This is a genomic window from Pseudomonas sp. R3-56 (genome assembly GCF_051132075.1).
In the GTDB taxonomy this organism is placed as follows: domain Bacteria; phylum Pseudomonadota; class Gammaproteobacteria; order Pseudomonadales; family Pseudomonadaceae; genus Aquipseudomonas.
Genome location: NZ_CP071657.1, coordinates 5,644,442 through 5,662,551 on the forward strand (window position 1 = coordinate 5,644,442; position 18,110 = coordinate 5,662,551).

Below are 18,110 nucleotides of genomic sequence, written 5' to 3' on the forward strand. Positions count from 1 at the left end.
CTGCGGGCGCCCCGTCGGAGATGGCCATGAAAACACTGGAAACGCTGACTTTCGATAACCGCTTCGCCCGCCTGGGCGACGGTTTCTCGGCCCACGTGCTGCCGGAGCCCATCGACAATCCGCGCCTGGTGGTTGCCAGCCCGGCCGCGATGGCGCTGCTTGACCTGGATCCGGCCGAAGCACAGACGCCACTGTTTGCCGAAATTTTCGGCGGCCACAAACTCTGGGCCGAAACCGAGCCTCGGGCCATGGTGTATTCCGGGCATCAGTTCGGCCACTACAACCCGCAATTGGGCGATGGCCGCGGGTTGCTGCTGGGCGAGGTGTACAACGAGGCCGGCGAGCATTGGGACCTGCACCTCAAGGGCGCCGGCCAGACACCGTTTTCGCGGATGGGCGATGGCCGGGCGGTACTGCGCTCCTCGATCCGCGAATTCCTCGCCTCCGAGGCTCTGCACGCCTTGGGCATCCCGACCACGCGCGCGCTGTGTGTGATCGGCTCCGACACCCCGGTATGGCGCGAAAAGCAGGAACGCGCCGCCATGGTGCTGCGCCTGGCGCCGAGCCATGTGCGCTTCGGGCATTTCGAATACTTCTACTACACCAAGAAACCGGAGTTGCACGCGGCCCTGGCCGAGCACGTGCTGAACCTGCATTTCCCTGAATGCCGGGAGCAGCCGGAACCATACCTGGCGATGTATCGGGAGGTTGTCGAACGCAACGCCGAGTTGATTGCCAAATGGCAGGCCTACGGCTTCTGTCACGGGGTGATGAATACCGACAACATGTCGATATTGGGTATCACCTTCGACTTCGGCCCTTTCGCCTTCCTCGATGACTTCGACGCCAACTTCATCTGCAACCACTCCGATGACCAGGGCCGCTATTCATTCAGCAACCAGGTGCCTATCGGCCAGTGGAACCTCAGCGCCCTGGCCCAGGCCCTGACCCCCTTCATCAGCGTCGACGCCCTGCGCGAGACCCTGGGTCTGTATCTGCCGCTGTACCAGGCCCACTACCTGGACCTGATGCGCCGCCGCCTCGGCCTGACCCGCGCCGAGGACGATGACCAGAAACTGGTGGAGCGCCTGCTGCAACTGATGCAAAACAGCGGCGTCGACTACAGCCTGTTTTTCCGTCGCCTGGGCGAACAGGCGCCCGAACAGGCCGTCGCTCGCTTGCGCGATGACTTTGTCGATCTCAAGGGTTTCGATGCCTGGGGCGAGCTTTACCTCGCTCGGGTCAATCGCGAGGGCGTTGTCGATCAAGCCCAGCGCAGAGCCCGCATGCACGCGGTCAATCCGTTGTATGTATTACGCAACTATCTGGCGCAGAAAGCCATCGACGCCGCCGAATCAGGCGACTACGAAGAAGTCCGCCGCCTCCACGGCGTACTGTCCCGTCCGTTCGAAGAACAACCGGGCATGGACAGCTACGCCGAAAGGCCGCCGGAATGGGGCAAGCACCTGGAGATCAGCTGCTCGTCGTAACGACCTGCCAGACACATGGCCCCGTGGCGAGGGAGCTTGCTCCCGCTGGGCTGCGAAGCAGTCCTGAAAGACCGACGCAGTCGTCCAGGTAAACCACGACGGCTACGCCGCCGAGCGGGAGCAAGCTCCCTCGCCACGGCTTCAGATTGTCAGGGAGAGAGAGTATTCGCGAGCAGGCTCGCTCCCACATTGGGAGCGATGTGATCGCGATATAGACCACAACACCAAACTCCTGTGGGAGCGAGCCTGCTCGCGATGGCGATCTTCAATCAACCGCCCACCTCCGGGCTACCCGCTCACCCCGCCTTATCGTTCCCCTGCTCAGGCGTCTCGATTCCCGATTCCGCTTCTTCCGCCGCCGGTTCCGCCGGTTTTTTTTCGTCGGGATACCCCGGCATGCCGTGGGCGTCTTCCGGGGTGAGCTCGTCACGATCATGGCGGTCATCGGTCGCATAGGCCGTGGCGGCGTTCGGGTCTTCGTCGCGGCCGGCGGTGCCAAGCACGAAGCCGTCGTCGTTGGGGTTGTCCAGCGTCTGGGGAAGGGTTGGGTCTTGAGGATTGCTCATAGGACCTCCGGGTTCGCAAAAGTACGTTGTGGTGTTTTGAGGGTCTGGCGGGCTGGGGGTGCGGCTAATCTGATGAATGGCGCAGCGCATCGTTCTTAAAATAGAACGCTAAGGCTGATTTTTGCAGTCTGGCGCGACAAAGGTGTCGGTTTTAATCTTTACCCATCGAAACGCAACACGGATTGAAGCCGGCGCTTCGGCCAGATGGATCACCGATTTACCGAGATCAAAAACCCTTACCCACGCCGAACGATCGGCAGCCAAAACTTAGAGGACTACGCCATGACTACTTCCTACAACCGTCTCGACAAAGATAACGCCGCCGTTCTGCTGGTGGACCACCAGGCTGGCCTGCTGTCGCTGGTGCGCGACATCGACCCGGACCGTTTCAAGAACAACGTGCTGGCCCTGGCTGACCTGGCCAAGTACTTCCAACTGCCGACCATCCTCACCACCAGCTTCGAAACCGGCCCCAACGGCCCGCTGATGCCAGAACTCAAGACGCTGTTCCCGGACGCTCCCTACATTGCTCGTCCTGGCCAGATCAACGCCTGGGACAACGAAGATTTCGTCAAGGCGATCAAGGCCACCGGCAAGAAGCAATTGATCATCGCCGGTGTCGTGACTGAAGTCTGCGTGGCCTTCCCGGCCCTGTCGGCCCTGGCCGAAGGTTTCGAGGTGTTCGTGGTGACCGATGCGTCCGGTACGTTCAACGAACTGACCCGCCAATCGGCGTGGGACCGCATGTCCTCCTCGGGCGCGCAATTGATGACGTGGTTCGGCCTGGCCTGCGAACTGCACCGCGACTGGCGCAACGATGTGGAAGGTCTGGCGACCCTGTTCTCCAACCACATCCCGGACTATCGCAACCTGATGACCAGCTACAACACGCTGACCAACGCGAAGTAACGGCCACACCGATATACCCTGTGGGAGCGAGCCTGCTCGCGAAAACGGTCCGACAGTCGATTATTCTTGACTGATCCTCCGCCTTCGCGAGCAGGCTCGCTCCCACAGGTTTTTTTGTGATTTGCGTATAGTGTTGTGCCAACAATTTTCAGGAGACCGACCCGATGCTGATCCCCTGCCCTCATTGCAACGGCCTCAATCGCATCCCCGCCGAACGCCTGGGCGACCAGCCCAAGTGCGGACGTTGCAAGGCCCAGGTGTTATTGAGCGAACCGTTCGAACTCAAGCAAGGCGACTACGCCAGCCAGATCAAGGGCGACCTGCCGCTGTTGGTGGATGTCTGGGCAGACTGGTGCGGTCCGTGCAAGTCCTTCGCGCCGGTCTTCGAACAGGCCGCCGCGCAGCTGGCGGGTAAATGCCGACTGGCCAAGCTCGACAGCGAGGCCAATCAACAACTGTCGGCCCAGCTGGGGATTCGCTCGATTCCCAGCCTGATTCTGTTCAAGGATGGCCGGGAGGTTGCCCGGCAGAGCGGGGCGTTTCCTTTGCCGCAGCTGATGAATTGGTTGCGCGGCCAGGGGATCTGAAGCCGTTCGATATTGTGGGAGCGGGCTTGCTCGCGAAGGCGGTGTGCCAGTCGACACTTATGTGTCTGATACACCGTCTTCGCGAGCAAGCCCGCTCCCACATTGGTTTTGCACAAACCGCAGTCAGGCGTTTTCCAGCAGATTATGCAACTCCACAAACTGCTGGGTCAGCTTATGCCGCGGGTCCAGGTGGATCAGCGGCAGGCTCGCCTGATGCGACTCACGCATGCGCACCGAACTGCTCAGGTACACCGGTAACACCGGCAGGCCTTCGGCAATCAATTCGTCGAGGATCTGCTGCGGCAGGCTGGCGCGAGCCTGGAACTGGTTGACGACGATGCCTTCGACTTCCAGACCTTCGTTATGGTCGTCCTTCAGCTCTTCGATTTCCGCCATCAGGCCATACAGCGCCTGGCGGGAGAAGCTGTCGCAATCGAAAGGGATGAGTACCCGATCTGCCGCGATCAGCGCGGAAACCGCATAAAAGTTCAGGGCTGGCGGAGTATCCAGGTAGATCCGGTCGTAGTCCTCGTCGAGCTCTTCGAGCAGCTTGCGCAGCTTGTTGATCTTGTGTTTCGCCTCAAGCTTGGGCTGCAGATCCGTCAATTCCGCCGTGGCGGTGATGACGTGCAGGTTGTCAAACGGCGTCTCGTAGATATCGACCTTGTTCTTCTTCGAGAAGGGCCCCGACGACAAAGTCTGCTTGAAGAAGTCGGCGATCCCCATGGGAATGTCATCGCCGGTCAGGCCAGTCAGGTATTGAGTGGAGTTGGCCTGGGCATCCAGGTCCACCAACAGCGTGCGATAACCCTCGCTGGCGCTGACCGCCGCCAGATTGCAGGCGATGCTGGACTTGCCCACGCCACCTTTCTGATTGAACACCACACGCCGCATGACAAAACCTCCGTGTATCAAAGATTCCCGAGTGTAGTAGGCCAAGGCGCCGCTTCGCTACCTCGGTCATGGACGGATTACAGTGCCGGTGGCTTTTTCGCGGAACCGAGCGTCAATTTGCCCATCAAGTGGCTGAAGCGTCCGACAGACAGCGTCGTTACAAGCGCGATAATGGCCATGCCCGAGCAGGGCCTGACCAGCCGACGGATTTCTCTGGACAAAATGTAACCAGCATTTGCTACAAGCCAACCGCACCGGGATAATGCGCGCCACTTGGGTCGCAAGGCCATGCAGGGTTGGACGCGGGTCAAGCCACTGAACCGTGACAAGAAAAAGCCCGCAGGGGTGGGATGAGTCTGTGATCAATTTCAACATCGCCCAATGGCGCGCATGGGCCCCTGGGCTCGAAAGCGTGGACGATTGGCAGGCATGGAGCCGACAACCGGTCGTGCCGCCCATCAGCGATGCGGCCCCTGACGTGTCCTTCCTGCCCGCCATGCAGCGCCGCCGACTCAGCCGCCTGGCGCGCATGGCGTTCAGCGTCGCCTGGCCACTGGCCGAAGGTCGGCCGGACCTGCCGTTGGTCTTTATTTCCCGTCACGGCGAAACCCCGCGCACATTTGAGATTCTCAAGGACCTGGCAGCCGATCAGCCCTTGTCGCCGACACAGTTCAGCCTGTCGGTGCATAACGCCGTCATCGGCCTGTGGTCGATCATGCGCGGCGAAACCAGCGAGATGACCGCCCTCGCCGCTACCGGCGACGGCCTGGAGCACGGCATGCTGGAGGCCGCCGCACTGCTGAACGAGGGTGCGCCGGCGGTACTGCTGGTGATCACTGAAGAGCAACCACCGCAGGTGTACGCGCCGTGGGTCAACGACGTGCCGTTTCCCTACGCGCTGGGGCTCCTGCTGACTTCGGGCGATGACTGGCAACTTGAATTATCCAGCCCGCCGGCACCGATGCTCGGCAGCGACTGGCCCCATGCCCTGGATCTGCTGCGTAAGCTGCTGGAAAACGACACCACCTGCCAACATGCCTGGAAGAATCGTCTATGGACCTGGCAACGCAACCGGTGACCGGTAAACATCGCGACGCCTACTATTGGCGCCTGCTCGCGACCGCTGCAAGCTTCGCCCTCTTCGGGCTGGGCGGGCTGTGCCTGCGATTGGTGGTGTTCCCGTTGCTCAGTGCGTTACCCGGCGATCCCACGGCCCATCGGCAACGGGCGCGCCGCACGGTTGGACGTCTGTTCTGGTTCTTCATCCAGTTCATGGCCCGTACCGGCGTGCTCACCTATCGAATCGACGGCGCGGAGAAACTCGGCCGGCCCGGGCAGATGATCATCGCCAACCACCCTTCGCTGATCGACGTGGTGTTCCTGATCGGGCTGGTGCGCGACGCCAACTGCGTGGTCAAGCAGAGTCTCTGGACCAACCCCTTTACCCGTGGCCCGCTGCGCTCGACGCAATACATCAGCAACGACGGCAGCATGGACATGCTCGATGCTGCCAGTGACGCGCTGCAGGACGGCCAGTGCCTGATCGTCTTTCCCGAAGGTACGCGCACCCAGCCAGGCCAGGCCCCGGCCTTTCATCGCGGGGCCGCGGCCATCGCCCTGCGGGGCGCGAAGATCCTCACACCCGTGACGATCAAGGTCAGCCCCACCACCCTGACCAAGGCCGAACCCTGGTATCGCATCCCCCAGCGGCGCGTTCACTTCAGTTTTCGCGTAGGGGCCGATATAGACCCACAGGCCTTCACCGCGCTCGGCCCCCCGCCGCAGGCTTCGCGCCGGCTCAACGATTTTCTGCATCACTATTACATCAAGGAGCTCGCCGAAGATGAGCGATCTGCACCGTGACATCAAACAGCTGATCATCGACGCCCTTGGCCTGGAAGACATCGCCGTCGAGGACATCGGCGACGACCAGACCCTGTTCGGCGAAGGCCTGGGCCTGGATTCGGTGGATGCCCTGGAGCTCGGCCTGGCGATTCAGAAGCAGTACGGCATCAAGATCGACGCCGACGCCAAGGACACCCGTAACCATTTCAGCAATGTGGCAAGCCTTGCGGCCTTCGTCACTGCAAAACGCCCCTGAGACCGGACCATGCAAACTCGCGACGACATTTTCAACATTCTGCGTGCTGCCCTGGTCGAGCTCTTCGAGCTGGAGCCCGATCGCGTGACGCTGGAAGCCAACCTGTACCAGGATCTGGAAATCGACAGCATCGATGCGGTCGACCTTATCGACCACATCAAGCGCCAGACCGGCAAGAAGATTGCCGCCGAAGAATTCAAATCGGTGCGCACCGTCAACGACGTGGTCGAGGCGGTCTATCGACTGGTCCAACCGGCCGCATGAGCCGGCTGATTGGCCTCGGCCTGCTGCTGGCGGGCCTGCTGTACCCCTTCGCGGTGTATTTCGGCATGGAGCACTTTGCTCCATGGCAGTTCGGGCTGTTATTGGGTGGCCTGTGGCTGGCCCGGGCGTTGCTCGGCAAAGGCAACCCCGGCAATCGCTGGATGGCGGCCTCGGCGATTACCTTTTGTGTATTGCTCGCGGTGTTCGACAGCCCGCTCCTGCTGCGCTGGTATCCGGTGCTGATCAGCGCGTTCATGCTCGGGCTGTTCACCCTGAGCCTGAAATATGGCCCGCCGATGGTTGAGCGCCTGGCCCGCCTGCGGGAGCCGCAGTTGCCCGCCAGCGCGGTGGCCTATACCCGCCGGGTGACAGTGGCCTGGAGTGTGTTTTTCCTGTGTAACGGTGTGCTCGCTGCGGTCCTGACGCTTTGGGCGCCGCTGAGCTGGTGGATGTTGTACACCGGCCTGATTTCCTACGGACTGATGGGCCTGATGTTTGCCATTGAATGGCTCATACGACAACGGGTAAGAGGCCGCCCATGAATTGGATAACACTTGAGCAGATGCTGCTCGAGGCCCAGCCGGACCGCGTTGTTGCAGTCGCCCCGGCATTAAACCACTCGCAACTGCGCGACGACGCACTGTGCCTGGCTGCGGGCCTGCAAGCCCGGGGCATCCGGCGCGTGGCCGTGCATTTCGAAGATGCCGCCGACCTCGCAGTGGCCCTGCTCGGCGCCTGGCGCGCCGGGGCGCATGTGCTGCTGCCCGCCGACCTGCAAGCGCAAACCCGCCAGCGCTGGTCGGCCGACGTCGACCTGTGGCTGACCGACCTGCCAGCAGACATCCGGGCCGACGAGATCCGCCAGGCGCCGCTGGAAGCCGCCGAACTGGACCTCGATCAGTGCTGGTTGACCCTGTGCACCTCCGGCTCCAGTGGCGAGCCCAAGCGCATCGAGAAAACCCTGCGCCAGCTGAGCAATGAAGTCCAGGCGCTGGAGCAATTGTGGGGCGCCGACCTCGGTCCGCAGGCCTGCATGATCGGCAGCGTCGCCACCCAGCATATCTACGGTCTGCTGTTCCGGGTGCTGTGGCCGTTATGCGCCGGACGCACCTTTGTGCGCCGGCAGTTGGCTTTCCCGGAAGACCTTCAGCGCGCCAGTCGCGAGCATCCGGCATTTGCTTGGGTCGCCAGCCCCGCGCTGCTCAAGCGCATGGGCGATAATCTCGATTGGCCGGCCTTGAGCAGCGTCCGCCGGGTGTTCTCCTCCGGCGGCGCACTGCCGGCCGAAGCAGCCCGCAGCCTTCAGCAACGCCTGGGACAATGGCCAACGGAAGTGTTCGGCAGCTCGGAAACCGGCGGTATCGCCTGGCGTCAGGGCGGCGACCTCTGGCAACCCTTTGCCGGCGTTGAACTGGGCCAGGACAGTGACGGCGCCCTGCTGATTGCTTCGCCTTATCTCCCAAGCGGCCATGTCGAGCACACCGCCGACGCGGCGCGTATCACTGAGGACGGGCGCTTCGAATTGCTCGGCCGCCTGGATCGCATCGTCAAGCTTGAAGAAAAACGTATCTCTTTGCCAATGCTGGAGCAGGCGCTGACGGCCCACTACTGGGTCAGCGAAGCACGGCTGGGGGTGGTCCAGGAAAATCGTGCTTCTCTCGGCGCACTGCTGGTGCTCAGCGAAACCGGCCTGCATGCCTTGCGCAACCTGGGCCGACGAGCCATGACCGAGGCCCTGCGCCAGCACCTGAGCGGACATTGCGAAACCCTGGCCCTGCCGCGACGCTGGCGCTGGCTACGGCAACTGCCGTTCAACGCCCAGGGCAAACTGGCCCAGGCCGAGGTCGAAGCTTTGCTGATGGCGCCACGGCCGAAGGCGCCTGAAGTGCTCGACCAAGGCGAGACCGACGGCGAATGGAACCTGCGTCTGGCCGTGCCTCCAGACCTGGCGTACTTCAGCGGTCACTTTCCCACCGCGCCGGTCCTGCCTGGCGTTGTGCAAGTGGACTGGGCCTTGAACCTGGGCCGCCAACTGATGGAGTTGCCGCCACGGTTCGTCGGCATGGAAGTGCTGAAATTCCAGCAACTGGTGCGCCCCGGCGATGAAATCCAGCTACACCTGCGCTTCGATCGCGAGCGCGGCAAGTTGTATTTCACCTATCGCAATGACACCGCGGCGTGCTCCAGTGGGCGGATTGTGTTGGGGCCAACCAATGATTAATCCACATGGACGCTGCGTTCTTTTGTGGCGAGGGGATTTATCCCCGCTGGGTTGCGCAGCAACCCCAAATTCGGTGCTCCGACACAGACTCATGGCGAGCGCTTCGCACTCGAACGGGGATAAATCCCCTCGCCACAACAGCCCCTTGAAGAGCGGCGAATATGCATAACCCCTGCGCCGTCATCCCGGTCTACAACCACGAAACAGCCATCGCGACGGTGGTCCAGACGTTGCTTGGCAACGGTTTGCCCTGCGTGCTGGTGGACGATGCCAGCAGCCCGGCCTGCGCGGCTGTGCTGGAGCAACTGGCCGGGCATGAGCGAGTTCACCTGGTCCGGCTGGCAGTGAACCAGGGTAAAGGCGGCGCGGTGATGACCGGCCTGCGGGAGGCTTCGCGCCTGGGCTTCAGCCACGCCTTGCAGGTCGACGCCGATGGGCAACACGACCTTGGTGACGTGCGCACCTTCATCGAGCAATCCCGCGCCCACCCGGACGCGCTGATCTGCGGTTATCCGCTGTACGACGCCAGCGTGCCGAAGGGCCGTCTGTACGCACGCTACCTGACTCACGTGATGGTCTGGATCAACAGCCTGTCCCTGCAGATCCGCGATTCGATGTGCGGCTTCCGCGTCTATCCGCTGGCCCCCACCCTGGCACTGATCGACTCGGCGAACATCGGCAAGCGCATGGACTTCGATTCGGACATCCTGGTGCGCCTGTCCTGGCGCAACCAGCCAATGCACTGGTTGCGCACCCGCGTGCATTACCCTTTGGACGGGGTTTCGCACTTTCGCCTGTTCCACGACAACGTACTGATTTCACGCATGCACACTCGGTTGTTCTTCGGCATGCTGGTGCGCTTGCCGGCGATTCTCTGGCGGCGGTGGCGAGCATGAGCACAGACAAACAGCACTGGGCGGACCGCCAGGAGCGCGGCAGTTTCTGGCTGATGAAACTCACCGCGTTGGCTGCCAAGGTTCTTGGCCGAAGGCTTCTCACGCCGGTGCTGTACGGCATCGTCCTGTATTTCTTCGTTTTCGGCCGCAGCGCCCGGCAAGCGGCGTGGCAGTACCAGCAGCGGCTCGCCGACTGGAGCCGTCAGCCCGAGTTGCGCCCGACGCACCGGCGAGTGTTCGGACAGTTCATGGCCTTTGCCGACTCGCTGCTGGACAAACTCGACGTCTGGAACGGCAAACTGAGCATCGACCAGATCGAAATCGTCGACCCGGCGCTGCTGCGCAATCACCTGCGCGACAGCCGTGGGCAAATGCTGGTGGGAGCGCATCTGGGCAATCTGGAAATGTGCCGGGCCCTGGCCGAACTGGGCGAGAAAGTCACCATGAACGTGCTGGTGCACACCAAGCACGCCGAGCAGTTCAATCGCTTGCTCGGCGAGGCCGGCGCCACGCACCTGCGGTTGATTCAGGTCAGCGAGCTGGACCCGCTGATCATGCTGCAACTGAGCGAACGCCTGAAGCGCGGCGAATGGTTGGCGATCGCCGGCGACCGCGTGCCGCTGCATGGCGGGCGCAGCGTGACGGTGGATTTCATGGGGCACCCGGCCGCCTTCCCGCAAGGGCCCTGGCTGCTGGCCGGCCTGTTGAAATGCCCGGTCAACCTGCTGATGTGCCTCAAGCACGAGGGACGTTATCGCGTCACCCTCGAACCGTTCGCCGATGCCGTGGTTTGGAAACGCAACGAGCGCGAACAGGTGATCGCCCATTGGGCCGGCCTGTACGCCGGCCGCCTGGCGCAGTATTGCCTCCAGGCGCCACAACAGTGGTTCAACTTTTACCCTTTCTGGAAGACCGATGACCAAGCCCATTCCTGAGCCGGTAACTTTCGGCGAACACGCCTTGCGCATCGAAGACGTGCTGGCCCTGGCCAACCGTCAGGCGCCGACGCAATTGCAGGCGGACCCGGCGTTCCGCCAGCGCATTGCCAAGGGTGCGCAATTCCTCGACTCGTTGCTGGACAAGGAAGGCGTCATCTATGGCGTGACCACCGGCTACGGCGACTCTTGCGTGGTGGCCGTGCCGTTGCACCATGTCGAAGCCTTGCCGCGGCACTTGTATACCTTCCACGGCTGCGGGCTGGGCAAGCTCCTCGATGCCCAGGCTACCCGCGCCGTGCTGGCCGCGCGATTGCAGTCGCTGTGCCACGGCGTGTCAGGGGTGCGAATGGAACTGCTGGAACGGCTCCAGGCCTTCCTCGAACACGACATCCTGCCGTTGATTCCGGAAGAAGGCTCGGTGGGCGCCAGTGGCGACCTGACGCCGCTGTCCTACGTCGCCGCCACGCTGTCTGGTGAACGGGAGGTCATATTCCGTGGCGAGCGCCGGCTGGCCGCCGACGTGCACCGCGAACTGGGCTGGACGCCGCTGGTGCTGCGCCCCAAGGAAGCCCTGGCGCTGATGAACGGCACCGCAGTGATGACCGGCCTGGCCTGCCTGGCCTTCGCCCGCGCCGATTACCTCTTGCAACTGGCGACCCGGATCACCGCGCTGAATGTCGTCGCCCTGCAAGGCAACCCGGAGCACTTCGACGAGCGCCTGTTCGCCGCCAAGCCACACCCGGGCCAGATGCAGGTCGCCGCGTGGCTGCGCAAGGACCTGGCCATCGACGCGCCGACCGCGCCGCTGCATCGCCTGCAGGATCGCTACTCCCTGCGCTGCGCCCCTCACGTACTAGGGGTGTTGGCGGACAGCCTGGGCTGGCTGCGTTCGTTCATCGAAACCGAGCTCAACAGCGCCAACGACAACCCGATCATCGACGCCGAAGCCGAGCGTGTGCTGCATGGCGGGCATTTCTACGGCGGGCACATCGCCTTTGCCATGGACAGTCTGAAAAACCTGGTGGCCAACGTCGCCGACCTGCTCGACCGCCAGCTCGCACTGTTGGTGGACGAGCGCTACAACCATGGCCTGCCGAGCAACCTATCCGGCGCCAGCGCCGAGCGGGCGATGCTCAACCATGGCTTCAAGGCCGTGCAGATCGGCACTAGCGCCTGGACCGCCGAAGCCTTGAAGAACACCATGCCGGCCAGCGTGTTCTCGCGCTCCACCGAATGCCACAACCAGGACAAGGTCAGCATGGGCACCATCGCCGCCCGGGACGCGATCCGTGTGCTGGAGCTGACCGAACAGGTGGCCGCCGCGACCTTGCTGGCGGCCAACCAGGGCGTGTGGCTGCGCAGCCGTGTCGACGACGCGCGACCGTTGCCGCCAGCGCTGGCCGCCATGCACCGGCAACTGGCCGAAGACTTCCCGCCGGTCATCGAAGATCGCGCCCTGGAAGGCGAATTGCGCTTGTGCCTGCAACGCATCGCCGAGCAACACTGGAGGCTGCATGCGTAGCCAGGGCGTTCTGCACGTTGACACCCGGATCGTGGTGCCGTTTTTCGACGTTGACTCGATGAACGTGGTCTGGCACGGCCACTACGTCAAATATCTCGAAGTGGCCCGCTGCGCCTTGCTCGACCTGATCGGCCACAACTACAACGACATGCTCGAGTCCGGCCATGCCTGGCCGATCATCGACTTGCAGTTACGCTATGTGCGCAGCGCGGTGTTCGGCCAGACCCTGACCGTGCGCGCCAGCCTGGTGGAGTGGGAAAACCGGCTGAAGATCAATTACCTGATCAGCGACGCCGCCACCGGCGAACGCCTGACCCGGGCAAGTTCGGTGCAGGTGGCCGTGGACATGGCCAGCCGTGAAATGCTGCTGGCCTCGCCTCGGGTATTTGTCGAAGCCGTCGAGAGGAAACTGTCATGAAACGCCTGTTCATCTGGCTGCTGCTGTGTGGCTTGGCGCCGCTGGCCCAGGCGTTCGACCTGCAGCAATTGAGCGAGCAACTGGCCCGCCCGGAGGTGATCCACGGCCAGTTCATCCAGGAAAAACATCTGCGCGCCCTGCCCCAGCCGCTGATCAGCAAGGGCCGTTTCGTGCTGGCGAAAAACCACGGCCTGCTGTGGCTGCTGCAAACGCCGCTGCAACAGGACTACCGGATCACGGCCAAAGGTATCGCCCGGCGCGATGGCAACGCCTGGCAGATGCTGCCGAACAAGAGCGCCGGCGCCGAGCAGAACCGCCTGTTCCTGGCGGTGTTGCAGGGCGACAGCAGCGGCTTGCAGCGGGATTTCGAGCTGAGCCTGTCGGGCCAGCCGCAGCAGTGGAAACTCACCCTGACCCCACGCTCGGTGCTGCTCAAACAAGTCTTCAAGCAGATCAATATCGACGGCGGCGAACTGGTCCAGCGCATCGAACTGCTGGAAACCCAGGGCGACAGCACCGTACTGCGGATGCAGGACGCTACCGGCGCGCAACCCTTGAGCGAAGCGGAGCAACATGACTTTGCCGAGTGAACGCAGGCTACCGAGGCTGTTCCTGATCCTGCTGCTGGCGGTGCTCGCGCTCGCCGGTTGGCAATGGCGCAACGGTGCGCCGCTGTCGGCCAACCTCATGGAACTGGTCCCGGGCACGTCCCCGGACGCCTTGGAACTTGTCGCTGAACAGCGCATGCAGGAACCGCTCAATCGCGAGATCCTGGTGCTGGTCGGCCACGCCGATCGCCAGCAGGCCATCGCCCTGGCGCAAGCCCTCGGCGAGCAATGGCAGGCCAGCGGGCTGTTCGACAAGGTCCAATGGACGCTCCAGGCCGACTTGCCGGCGCTTCGTTCGCAGTTGCTGGATGGCCGCTTGGCGATGCTCTCGGCGATCGACCGGCAACAGTTGATCGAGCAGCCCCAGGCGTTTATCCAGCAGCGGGTACAGGCCCTGTTCGACCCGTTCAGCGGCTTCAGCCTGGTGCCCAGCCAGGACGACTGGCTCGGCCTGACCGGGCGCATCCAGAATAGCCAGCCACAACGCGGCGCGATACAACTGGACATGGGCAGCGGCGCGCTGGTCGCCGAAGCCGATGGCAAGCATTGGGTAATGCTGCGGGCGCGTACCCAGGGTAACGCCTTCGACATGCACCTGCCGCTGCAAGTCGCCGAGCTGCTGCAACGCAGCCGTGATCGCGCCAGCCAGGCCCAGGGCCAATTGCTGGCGGCCAGCGGCCTGTTGTATGCCGCCAGTAGCCAGCGACAGGCTTCGCGCGAGATCACCTGGGTCGGCGGCGGCGCGACGGTCGGCATCCTGGTGCTGCTATTGCTGGCGTTCCGACGCTTTGCCGTGTGGCTGGCGTTCGTGCCGGTGCTGGTCGGCATATTGTTCGGCGCGGTGGCGTGCGTGGCGCTGTTCGGGCGCATGCATGTGATGACCCTGGTCCTGGGTTCGAGCCTGATCGGCGTGGCGGTGGATTACCCGCTGCACTACCTGTCCAAAAGCTGGAGCCTCAAGCCGTGGCGCAGCTGGCCGGCCCTGCGCTTGACCCTGCCGGGCCTGAGCCTGAGCCTGGCAACCACTTGCATCGGCTATCTGGCGCTGGCCTGGACGCCCTTCCCGGCCCTGACCCAGATTGCCATCTTCTCTGCCGCCGGCCTGGTCGGCGCCTATCTGTCGGCGGTCTGCCTGTTGCCGGCCCTGCTCAAGCACGCCGACCTGCGCCCAGCGCAATGGCCGCTACGCCTCTGCGATAACCTGCTCAGGTGTCGCGAAGTGCTGCTGGCGCGGGTGCGCACGCCGATTCTGCTGGCCTTGTTGCTGGCCTTCTGTGGTGGCGGCCTCTGGCAACTGGCCAGCAAGAACGACATCCGCCAGTGGATCGGCACGCCCCAGCACCTGACCGACGAAGCCCGCGATGTCGCGCGCATCACCGGTTTCCAGCCGACCAGCCAGTTCTTCCTGATCCGTGCCGATGATCAAGCGCAGTTGCTCGAACGCCAGACCGCCCTCAACGAGCGGCTCGACCAGTTGATCGGCCTGGAAAAACTCCAGGGCTACCTGTCCCTCAATCAACTGGTCAGCCCACCCGCCGAACAGGAAAAACTCCGCGCGGCCCTGGCGCGGTTGCCGGCGTTCTGGCAACCGCTGCTGGACTTGGGCGTGCCGCTCGCCGCGCTGCAAGCGGAGTTGAAGCAGTTGCAGGCCTTGCCAACCGCCGACATCGATGCCGCATTGAGCGGGCCGCTGGCCGAACCCTACCGCATGCTCTGGCTCGGTCCGACGGGCCAAGGCGTGGCGGCGGTGGTCAGCCTGCAAGGCTTGAACGATGCCGCGTTGCTCCGCGTGCAGGCGGTGGATCTGCCCGGCGTGCAATTGGTGGATCGCCTCGGCGACCTCAACCGCGTCTTCGCCGCCACGCAGGTCAGCGCCGCCGAACTGAAACTGGCCTCCTGCGTGCTGATCGTGCTGGTGCTGATCTGGCCGTTCGGCGTCGGCGGGGCCCTACGCGTCGTCGCCCTGCCGCTCCTGGCCGCGCTGTGCAGCCTGGCGAGCCTCGGCTGGCTGGGGCAACCGTTGACGCTGTTCAGTCTGTTCGGCCTGTTACTGGTGACGGCCATCGGGGTCGACTACGCCATCCTCATGCGAGAACAGATCGGTGGGGCCGCCGTGAGCCTGCTGGGCACGCTGCTGGCGGCGACCACCACCTGGCTGTCGTTCGGCCTGCTGGCGTTGTCCAGCACGCCGGCCGTGAGCAACTTCGGTCTCGCGGTGAGCCTGGGGCTGGCGTTCAGCTTCATGCTGGCGCCGTGGGCCGGGCAGCAGGCCCATGCGAATGCCGCTACGGAGCCGATGCAATGATGACCCTGCTGTTCTGGTTGATGGCCCTGGCGCTGTTTGCCGTGGCGACGATTGTCGGGCGGCGCTGCGGGCTGATCCCGATTGTCAGCCAGTTGCTGCTGGCGACGTTCGGCCTGCCCTTGCTGATGTATTTCTGGATCGAACCGGGCTGGCACCTCAGCGGTGCGCAACTGGTCTCGCCGGTGTGGTTGAAGAACCTCTACAGCCTGGCGTTCGCCCTCTTGCTCGGGCATATCCTCAGCGATGTGATCGACCTGCGCCTCGACCGCCAGAGCGTTAAGATCGCCCTGCCGAGCTTTGGCGTGCCGTTTGCCTGCGGCCTGGCGACCGCGTTCTGGCTGCTGCCGCCGCAACCGTGGATCAGCTCGCTGGCGGTGGGGCTGCTGTTCGCGATCACGGCGATACCCGTGCTGTATCTGTACCTGCGCCACATCGCCTACCCGCCCGACGCGACCCGCCGCCTGGTGCAGACGGCGATCCTGATCGACCTGATCTGCTGGAGCCTGTTCGCCCTCGCCCAGGGCAGCCTGCACCTGGCCAGTCTGCTGCTGCCGCTGGCCGCCGCCGGCGTGCCGTTGCTGCTGCGACTGGCAGGCCTGCGCCAACCCTTGCTGCACAGTGGCCTGTTCTTTGCCCTGCTGGTGGTGGCCGAGCATTACCGGCTCAACGCGCTGATCACCGGCATCGGCTATCTGCTGTGCATGGCGGCGCTCAAAGTGCCGCTGGTATTGCCGCTCGACGCGGAGTGGATGCACAGGTTGCAGACCTACCTGGCCATCCCCTTGATCCTGACGTTCGGCATTGTCCAGATCAATGTGCACAGCGCCCTGGCCAGCCTCGGCTGGGTCCAGCTGGCGGCGTTGCTGCTGTTGCCGATTGCCAGCAAACTGCTGGGCAACTGGCTGGGGCTGGGTTGGGCCGGAGCCTCGTTCGTCGGTGCCAGCCGCTTTCGGGAAAGCATCCTGCTGAATATTCGCGGCTTGAGTGAAATCGTCTTTCTCAATCTGCTGCTGCAACAACAACTCATCAGCCCAGCGCTGTATTTCGCGCTGATGCTGATGGGGTTGTTCGCCACATTGCTGCCGGCCCTGGCCGGCTTTCACCGTATTCCCTCGATTGCCGTCCCGGCGAGGAGCCCCAGTGCCAACAGTTGAAATGGAACGTCGACAGGTCGTCATCATCGGCGCAGGCCCTTCCGGCGCCATCGCCGCCGCACTGCTCAAGCGCAAGGGCCACGATGTGCTGGTCATCGAGCGCCAGCATTTCCCACGGTTCTCCATTGGCGAAAGCCTGCTGTCCCATTGCCTGGATTTCGTCGAGGAAGCCGGCATGCTCGAGGCGGTCAACGCCGCCGGGTTCCAGCGCAAGAATGGCGCGGCATTCGCCTGGGGCGAGCGCTACAGCGCCTTCGATTTCGGCGATACCTTCAGCGAAGGCAAGCCGACCACGTTCCAGGTCCAGCGCGCCGACTTCGACAAGTTGCTGGCCGATCAGGCAGCGCTGCAAGGCGTTGAAATCCGCTACGGCCAGGCCATCGCCAGCGCCGACTTCAGCCGGGTCAAACCGCAACTGGGCGTGCAGCGCGAAGACGGCAGCGAGTACCGCGTCGAGGCAGACTTCGTCCTTGACGCCAGCGGCTACGGCCGGGTCCTGCCGCGCCTGCTGGACCTTGAGGCGCCGTCGAACTTCCCGCCGCGCCAGGCGGTGTTCACCCACATCGAAGACCGCATCGACAGCCCGGCATTCGATCGGGAGAAAATCCTCATCACCACGCATCCGACCCAGCGCGACGTGTGGTTCTGGACCATTCCGTTCAGCGGCGGTCGTTGCTCGGTCGGCGTGGTCGCCGCGGCGGAGCATTTCGAAGGCCGCACCGACGACCTCGATGCCTGCCTGCGCGGCTTCATCAACGAAACCCCAAGCCTGGCCAGCGTACTGGGCAATGCCGTGTGGGACACGCCGGCACGGACCATCGGCGGCTACTCGGCCAACGTCAAGACTCTCCACGGCCCTGGCTTCGCCCTGCTGGGCAACGCCGCGGAATTCCTCGACCCGGTGTTTTCTTCCGGCGTGACCATCGCCATGCGCTCGGCAAGCATGGCCGCCGGCGTGCTGCATCGCCAGCTGCAAGGTGAACAGGTGGATTGGCAGAGCGAGTTCGCCGAACCGCTCAAGCGCGGCGTCGATACCTTCCGCTGCTACGTCGAGGGCTGGTACGCCGGTACTTTCCAGGATGTGATTTTCTACAGCGAAGGCTCCGCCGACATTCGCCGCATGATCAGCGCGATCCTCGCCGGCTATGCCTGGGACCAGCGCAACCCGTTCGTCAGCGAACCCAAACGGCGCTTGCGCATGCTTTCGGAAATCTGCGCGAGCCCGGCGCCATGAGCA

The 18,110-nt window shown here is 63.7% G+C and carries 19 protein-coding genes; 17 read left to right on the plus strand and 2 right to left on the minus strand.

The annotated features are described in order from the left end of the window. The first annotated feature begins 26 nt into the window (after window positions 1-26). Complete coding sequence (gene selO / locus J3P96_RS25585; RefSeq protein ID WP_434653894.1) at window positions 27-1,490, plus strand: protein adenylyltransferase SelO; 1,464 nt, start codon at window positions 27-29, stop codon at window positions 1,488-1,490. A 296-nt stretch (window positions 1,491-1,786) separates the two neighbouring features. On the opposite strand, the gene J3P96_RS25590 is transcribed toward selO, so the two are convergent. Then, window positions 1,787-2,056, minus strand: coding sequence for a hypothetical protein (locus J3P96_RS25590; protein WP_434653895.1), 270 nt, complete (start codon window positions 2,054-2,056; stop codon window positions 1,787-1,789). Window positions 2,057-2,338: 282 nt separating this feature from the next. Between J3P96_RS25590 and ycaC the strand changes: the two genes are divergently transcribed. Both ycaC and trxC read left to right on the plus strand, forming a co-directional pair. Beyond that, complete coding sequence (ycaC, locus tag J3P96_RS25595) at window positions 2,339-2,965, plus strand: isochorismate family cysteine hydrolase YcaC (protein ID WP_018603387.1); 627 nt, start codon at window positions 2,339-2,341, stop codon at window positions 2,963-2,965. 164 nt (window positions 2,966-3,129) lie between these two features. Then, window positions 3,130-3,552, plus strand: coding sequence for a thioredoxin TrxC (gene trxC / locus J3P96_RS25600; protein ID WP_434602606.1), 423 nt, complete (start codon window positions 3,130-3,132; stop codon window positions 3,550-3,552). Window positions 3,553-3,675: 123 nt separating this feature from the next. On the opposite strand, the gene J3P96_RS25605 is transcribed toward trxC, so the two are convergent. Next, entirely contained in the window at window positions 3,676-4,446 is a 771-nt protein-coding gene (locus tag J3P96_RS25605; RefSeq protein WP_434653896.1) for a ParA family protein, read from the minus strand. Between the two features lie 358 nt (window positions 4,447-4,804). On the opposite strand from J3P96_RS25605, the gene J3P96_RS25610 reads away from it, so the two are divergent. The 14 genes from J3P96_RS25610 (at window position 4,805) to J3P96_RS25675 (ending at window position 18,107) form a co-directional block, all read left to right on the plus strand. Then, window positions 4,805-5,524: a beta-ketoacyl synthase chain length factor gene (locus J3P96_RS25610; RefSeq protein ID WP_434653897.1), complete on the plus strand. Its 720-nt coding sequence runs from the start codon at window positions 4,805-4,807 to the stop codon at window positions 5,522-5,524. Continuing rightward, a complete protein-coding gene (locus J3P96_RS25615) occupies window positions 5,500-6,309 on the plus strand; it encodes a lysophospholipid acyltransferase family protein (RefSeq protein WP_434653898.1) in 810 nt (269 codons plus the stop codon). The genes J3P96_RS25610 and J3P96_RS25615 overlap by 25 nt, the downstream gene beginning before the upstream one ends. Then, window positions 6,290-6,547: a phosphopantetheine-binding protein gene (locus tag J3P96_RS25620; protein WP_434570104.1), complete on the plus strand. Its 258-nt coding sequence runs from the start codon at window positions 6,290-6,292 to the stop codon at window positions 6,545-6,547. The genes J3P96_RS25615 and J3P96_RS25620 overlap by 20 nt, the downstream gene beginning before the upstream one ends. 9 nt (window positions 6,548-6,556) lie before the next feature. Beyond that, complete coding sequence (locus J3P96_RS25625; protein WP_434570106.1) at window positions 6,557-6,811, plus strand: acyl carrier protein; 255 nt, start codon at window positions 6,557-6,559, stop codon at window positions 6,809-6,811. Beyond that, the gene (locus tag J3P96_RS25630) at window positions 6,808-7,353 is read left to right on the plus strand and encodes a hypothetical protein (protein WP_434653899.1); all 546 of its coding nucleotides are present in this window, start codon (window positions 6,808-6,810) and stop codon (window positions 7,351-7,353) included. Before J3P96_RS25625 ends, J3P96_RS25630 begins: the two co-directional genes overlap by 4 nt. Next, window positions 7,350-9,032 (plus strand): AMP-binding protein, encoded by a 1,683-nt coding sequence (locus J3P96_RS25635; protein WP_434653900.1) that lies wholly within the window; start codon window positions 7,350-7,352, stop codon window positions 9,030-9,032. Before J3P96_RS25630 ends, J3P96_RS25635 begins: the two co-directional genes overlap by 4 nt. A gap of 161 nt (window positions 9,033-9,193) precedes the next feature. After that, on the plus strand, window positions 9,194-9,928 hold the full coding sequence (locus J3P96_RS25640) for a glycosyltransferase family 2 protein (RefSeq protein WP_434602601.1): 735 nt from the start codon (window positions 9,194-9,196) through the stop codon (window positions 9,926-9,928). After that, window positions 9,925-10,863: a glycosyl transferase gene (locus J3P96_RS25645; protein ID WP_434653901.1), complete on the plus strand. Its 939-nt coding sequence runs from the start codon at window positions 9,925-9,927 to the stop codon at window positions 10,861-10,863. The genes J3P96_RS25640 and J3P96_RS25645 overlap by 4 nt, the downstream gene beginning before the upstream one ends. After that, on the plus strand, window positions 10,844-12,388 hold the full coding sequence (locus J3P96_RS25650) for an HAL/PAL/TAL family ammonia-lyase (RefSeq protein WP_434653902.1): 1,545 nt from the start codon (window positions 10,844-10,846) through the stop codon (window positions 12,386-12,388). The genes J3P96_RS25645 and J3P96_RS25650 overlap by 20 nt, the downstream gene beginning before the upstream one ends. Further along, a complete protein-coding gene (locus J3P96_RS25655; RefSeq protein ID WP_434653904.1) occupies window positions 12,381-12,806 on the plus strand; it encodes an acyl-CoA thioesterase in 426 nt (141 codons plus the stop codon). The genes J3P96_RS25650 and J3P96_RS25655 overlap by 8 nt, the downstream gene beginning before the upstream one ends. After that, entirely contained in the window at window positions 12,803-13,396 is a 594-nt protein-coding gene (locus tag J3P96_RS25660; protein WP_434626438.1) for an outer membrane lipoprotein carrier protein LolA, read from the plus strand. Before J3P96_RS25655 ends, J3P96_RS25660 begins: the two co-directional genes overlap by 4 nt. Then, complete coding sequence (locus J3P96_RS25665) at window positions 13,380-15,719, plus strand: MMPL family transporter (protein ID WP_434653906.1); 2,340 nt, start codon at window positions 13,380-13,382, stop codon at window positions 15,717-15,719. Before J3P96_RS25660 ends, J3P96_RS25665 begins: the two co-directional genes overlap by 17 nt. Continuing rightward, window positions 15,716-16,873, plus strand: coding sequence for a sodium:proton antiporter (locus J3P96_RS25670; protein WP_434653907.1), 1,158 nt, complete (start codon window positions 15,716-15,718; stop codon window positions 16,871-16,873). The genes J3P96_RS25665 and J3P96_RS25670 overlap by 4 nt, the downstream gene beginning before the upstream one ends. Then, complete coding sequence (locus J3P96_RS25675) at window positions 16,860-18,107, plus strand: NAD(P)/FAD-dependent oxidoreductase (protein ID WP_434653908.1); 1,248 nt, start codon at window positions 16,860-16,862, stop codon at window positions 18,105-18,107. The genes J3P96_RS25670 and J3P96_RS25675 overlap by 14 nt, the downstream gene beginning before the upstream one ends. Window positions 18,108-18,110 lie beyond the last annotated feature (3 nt).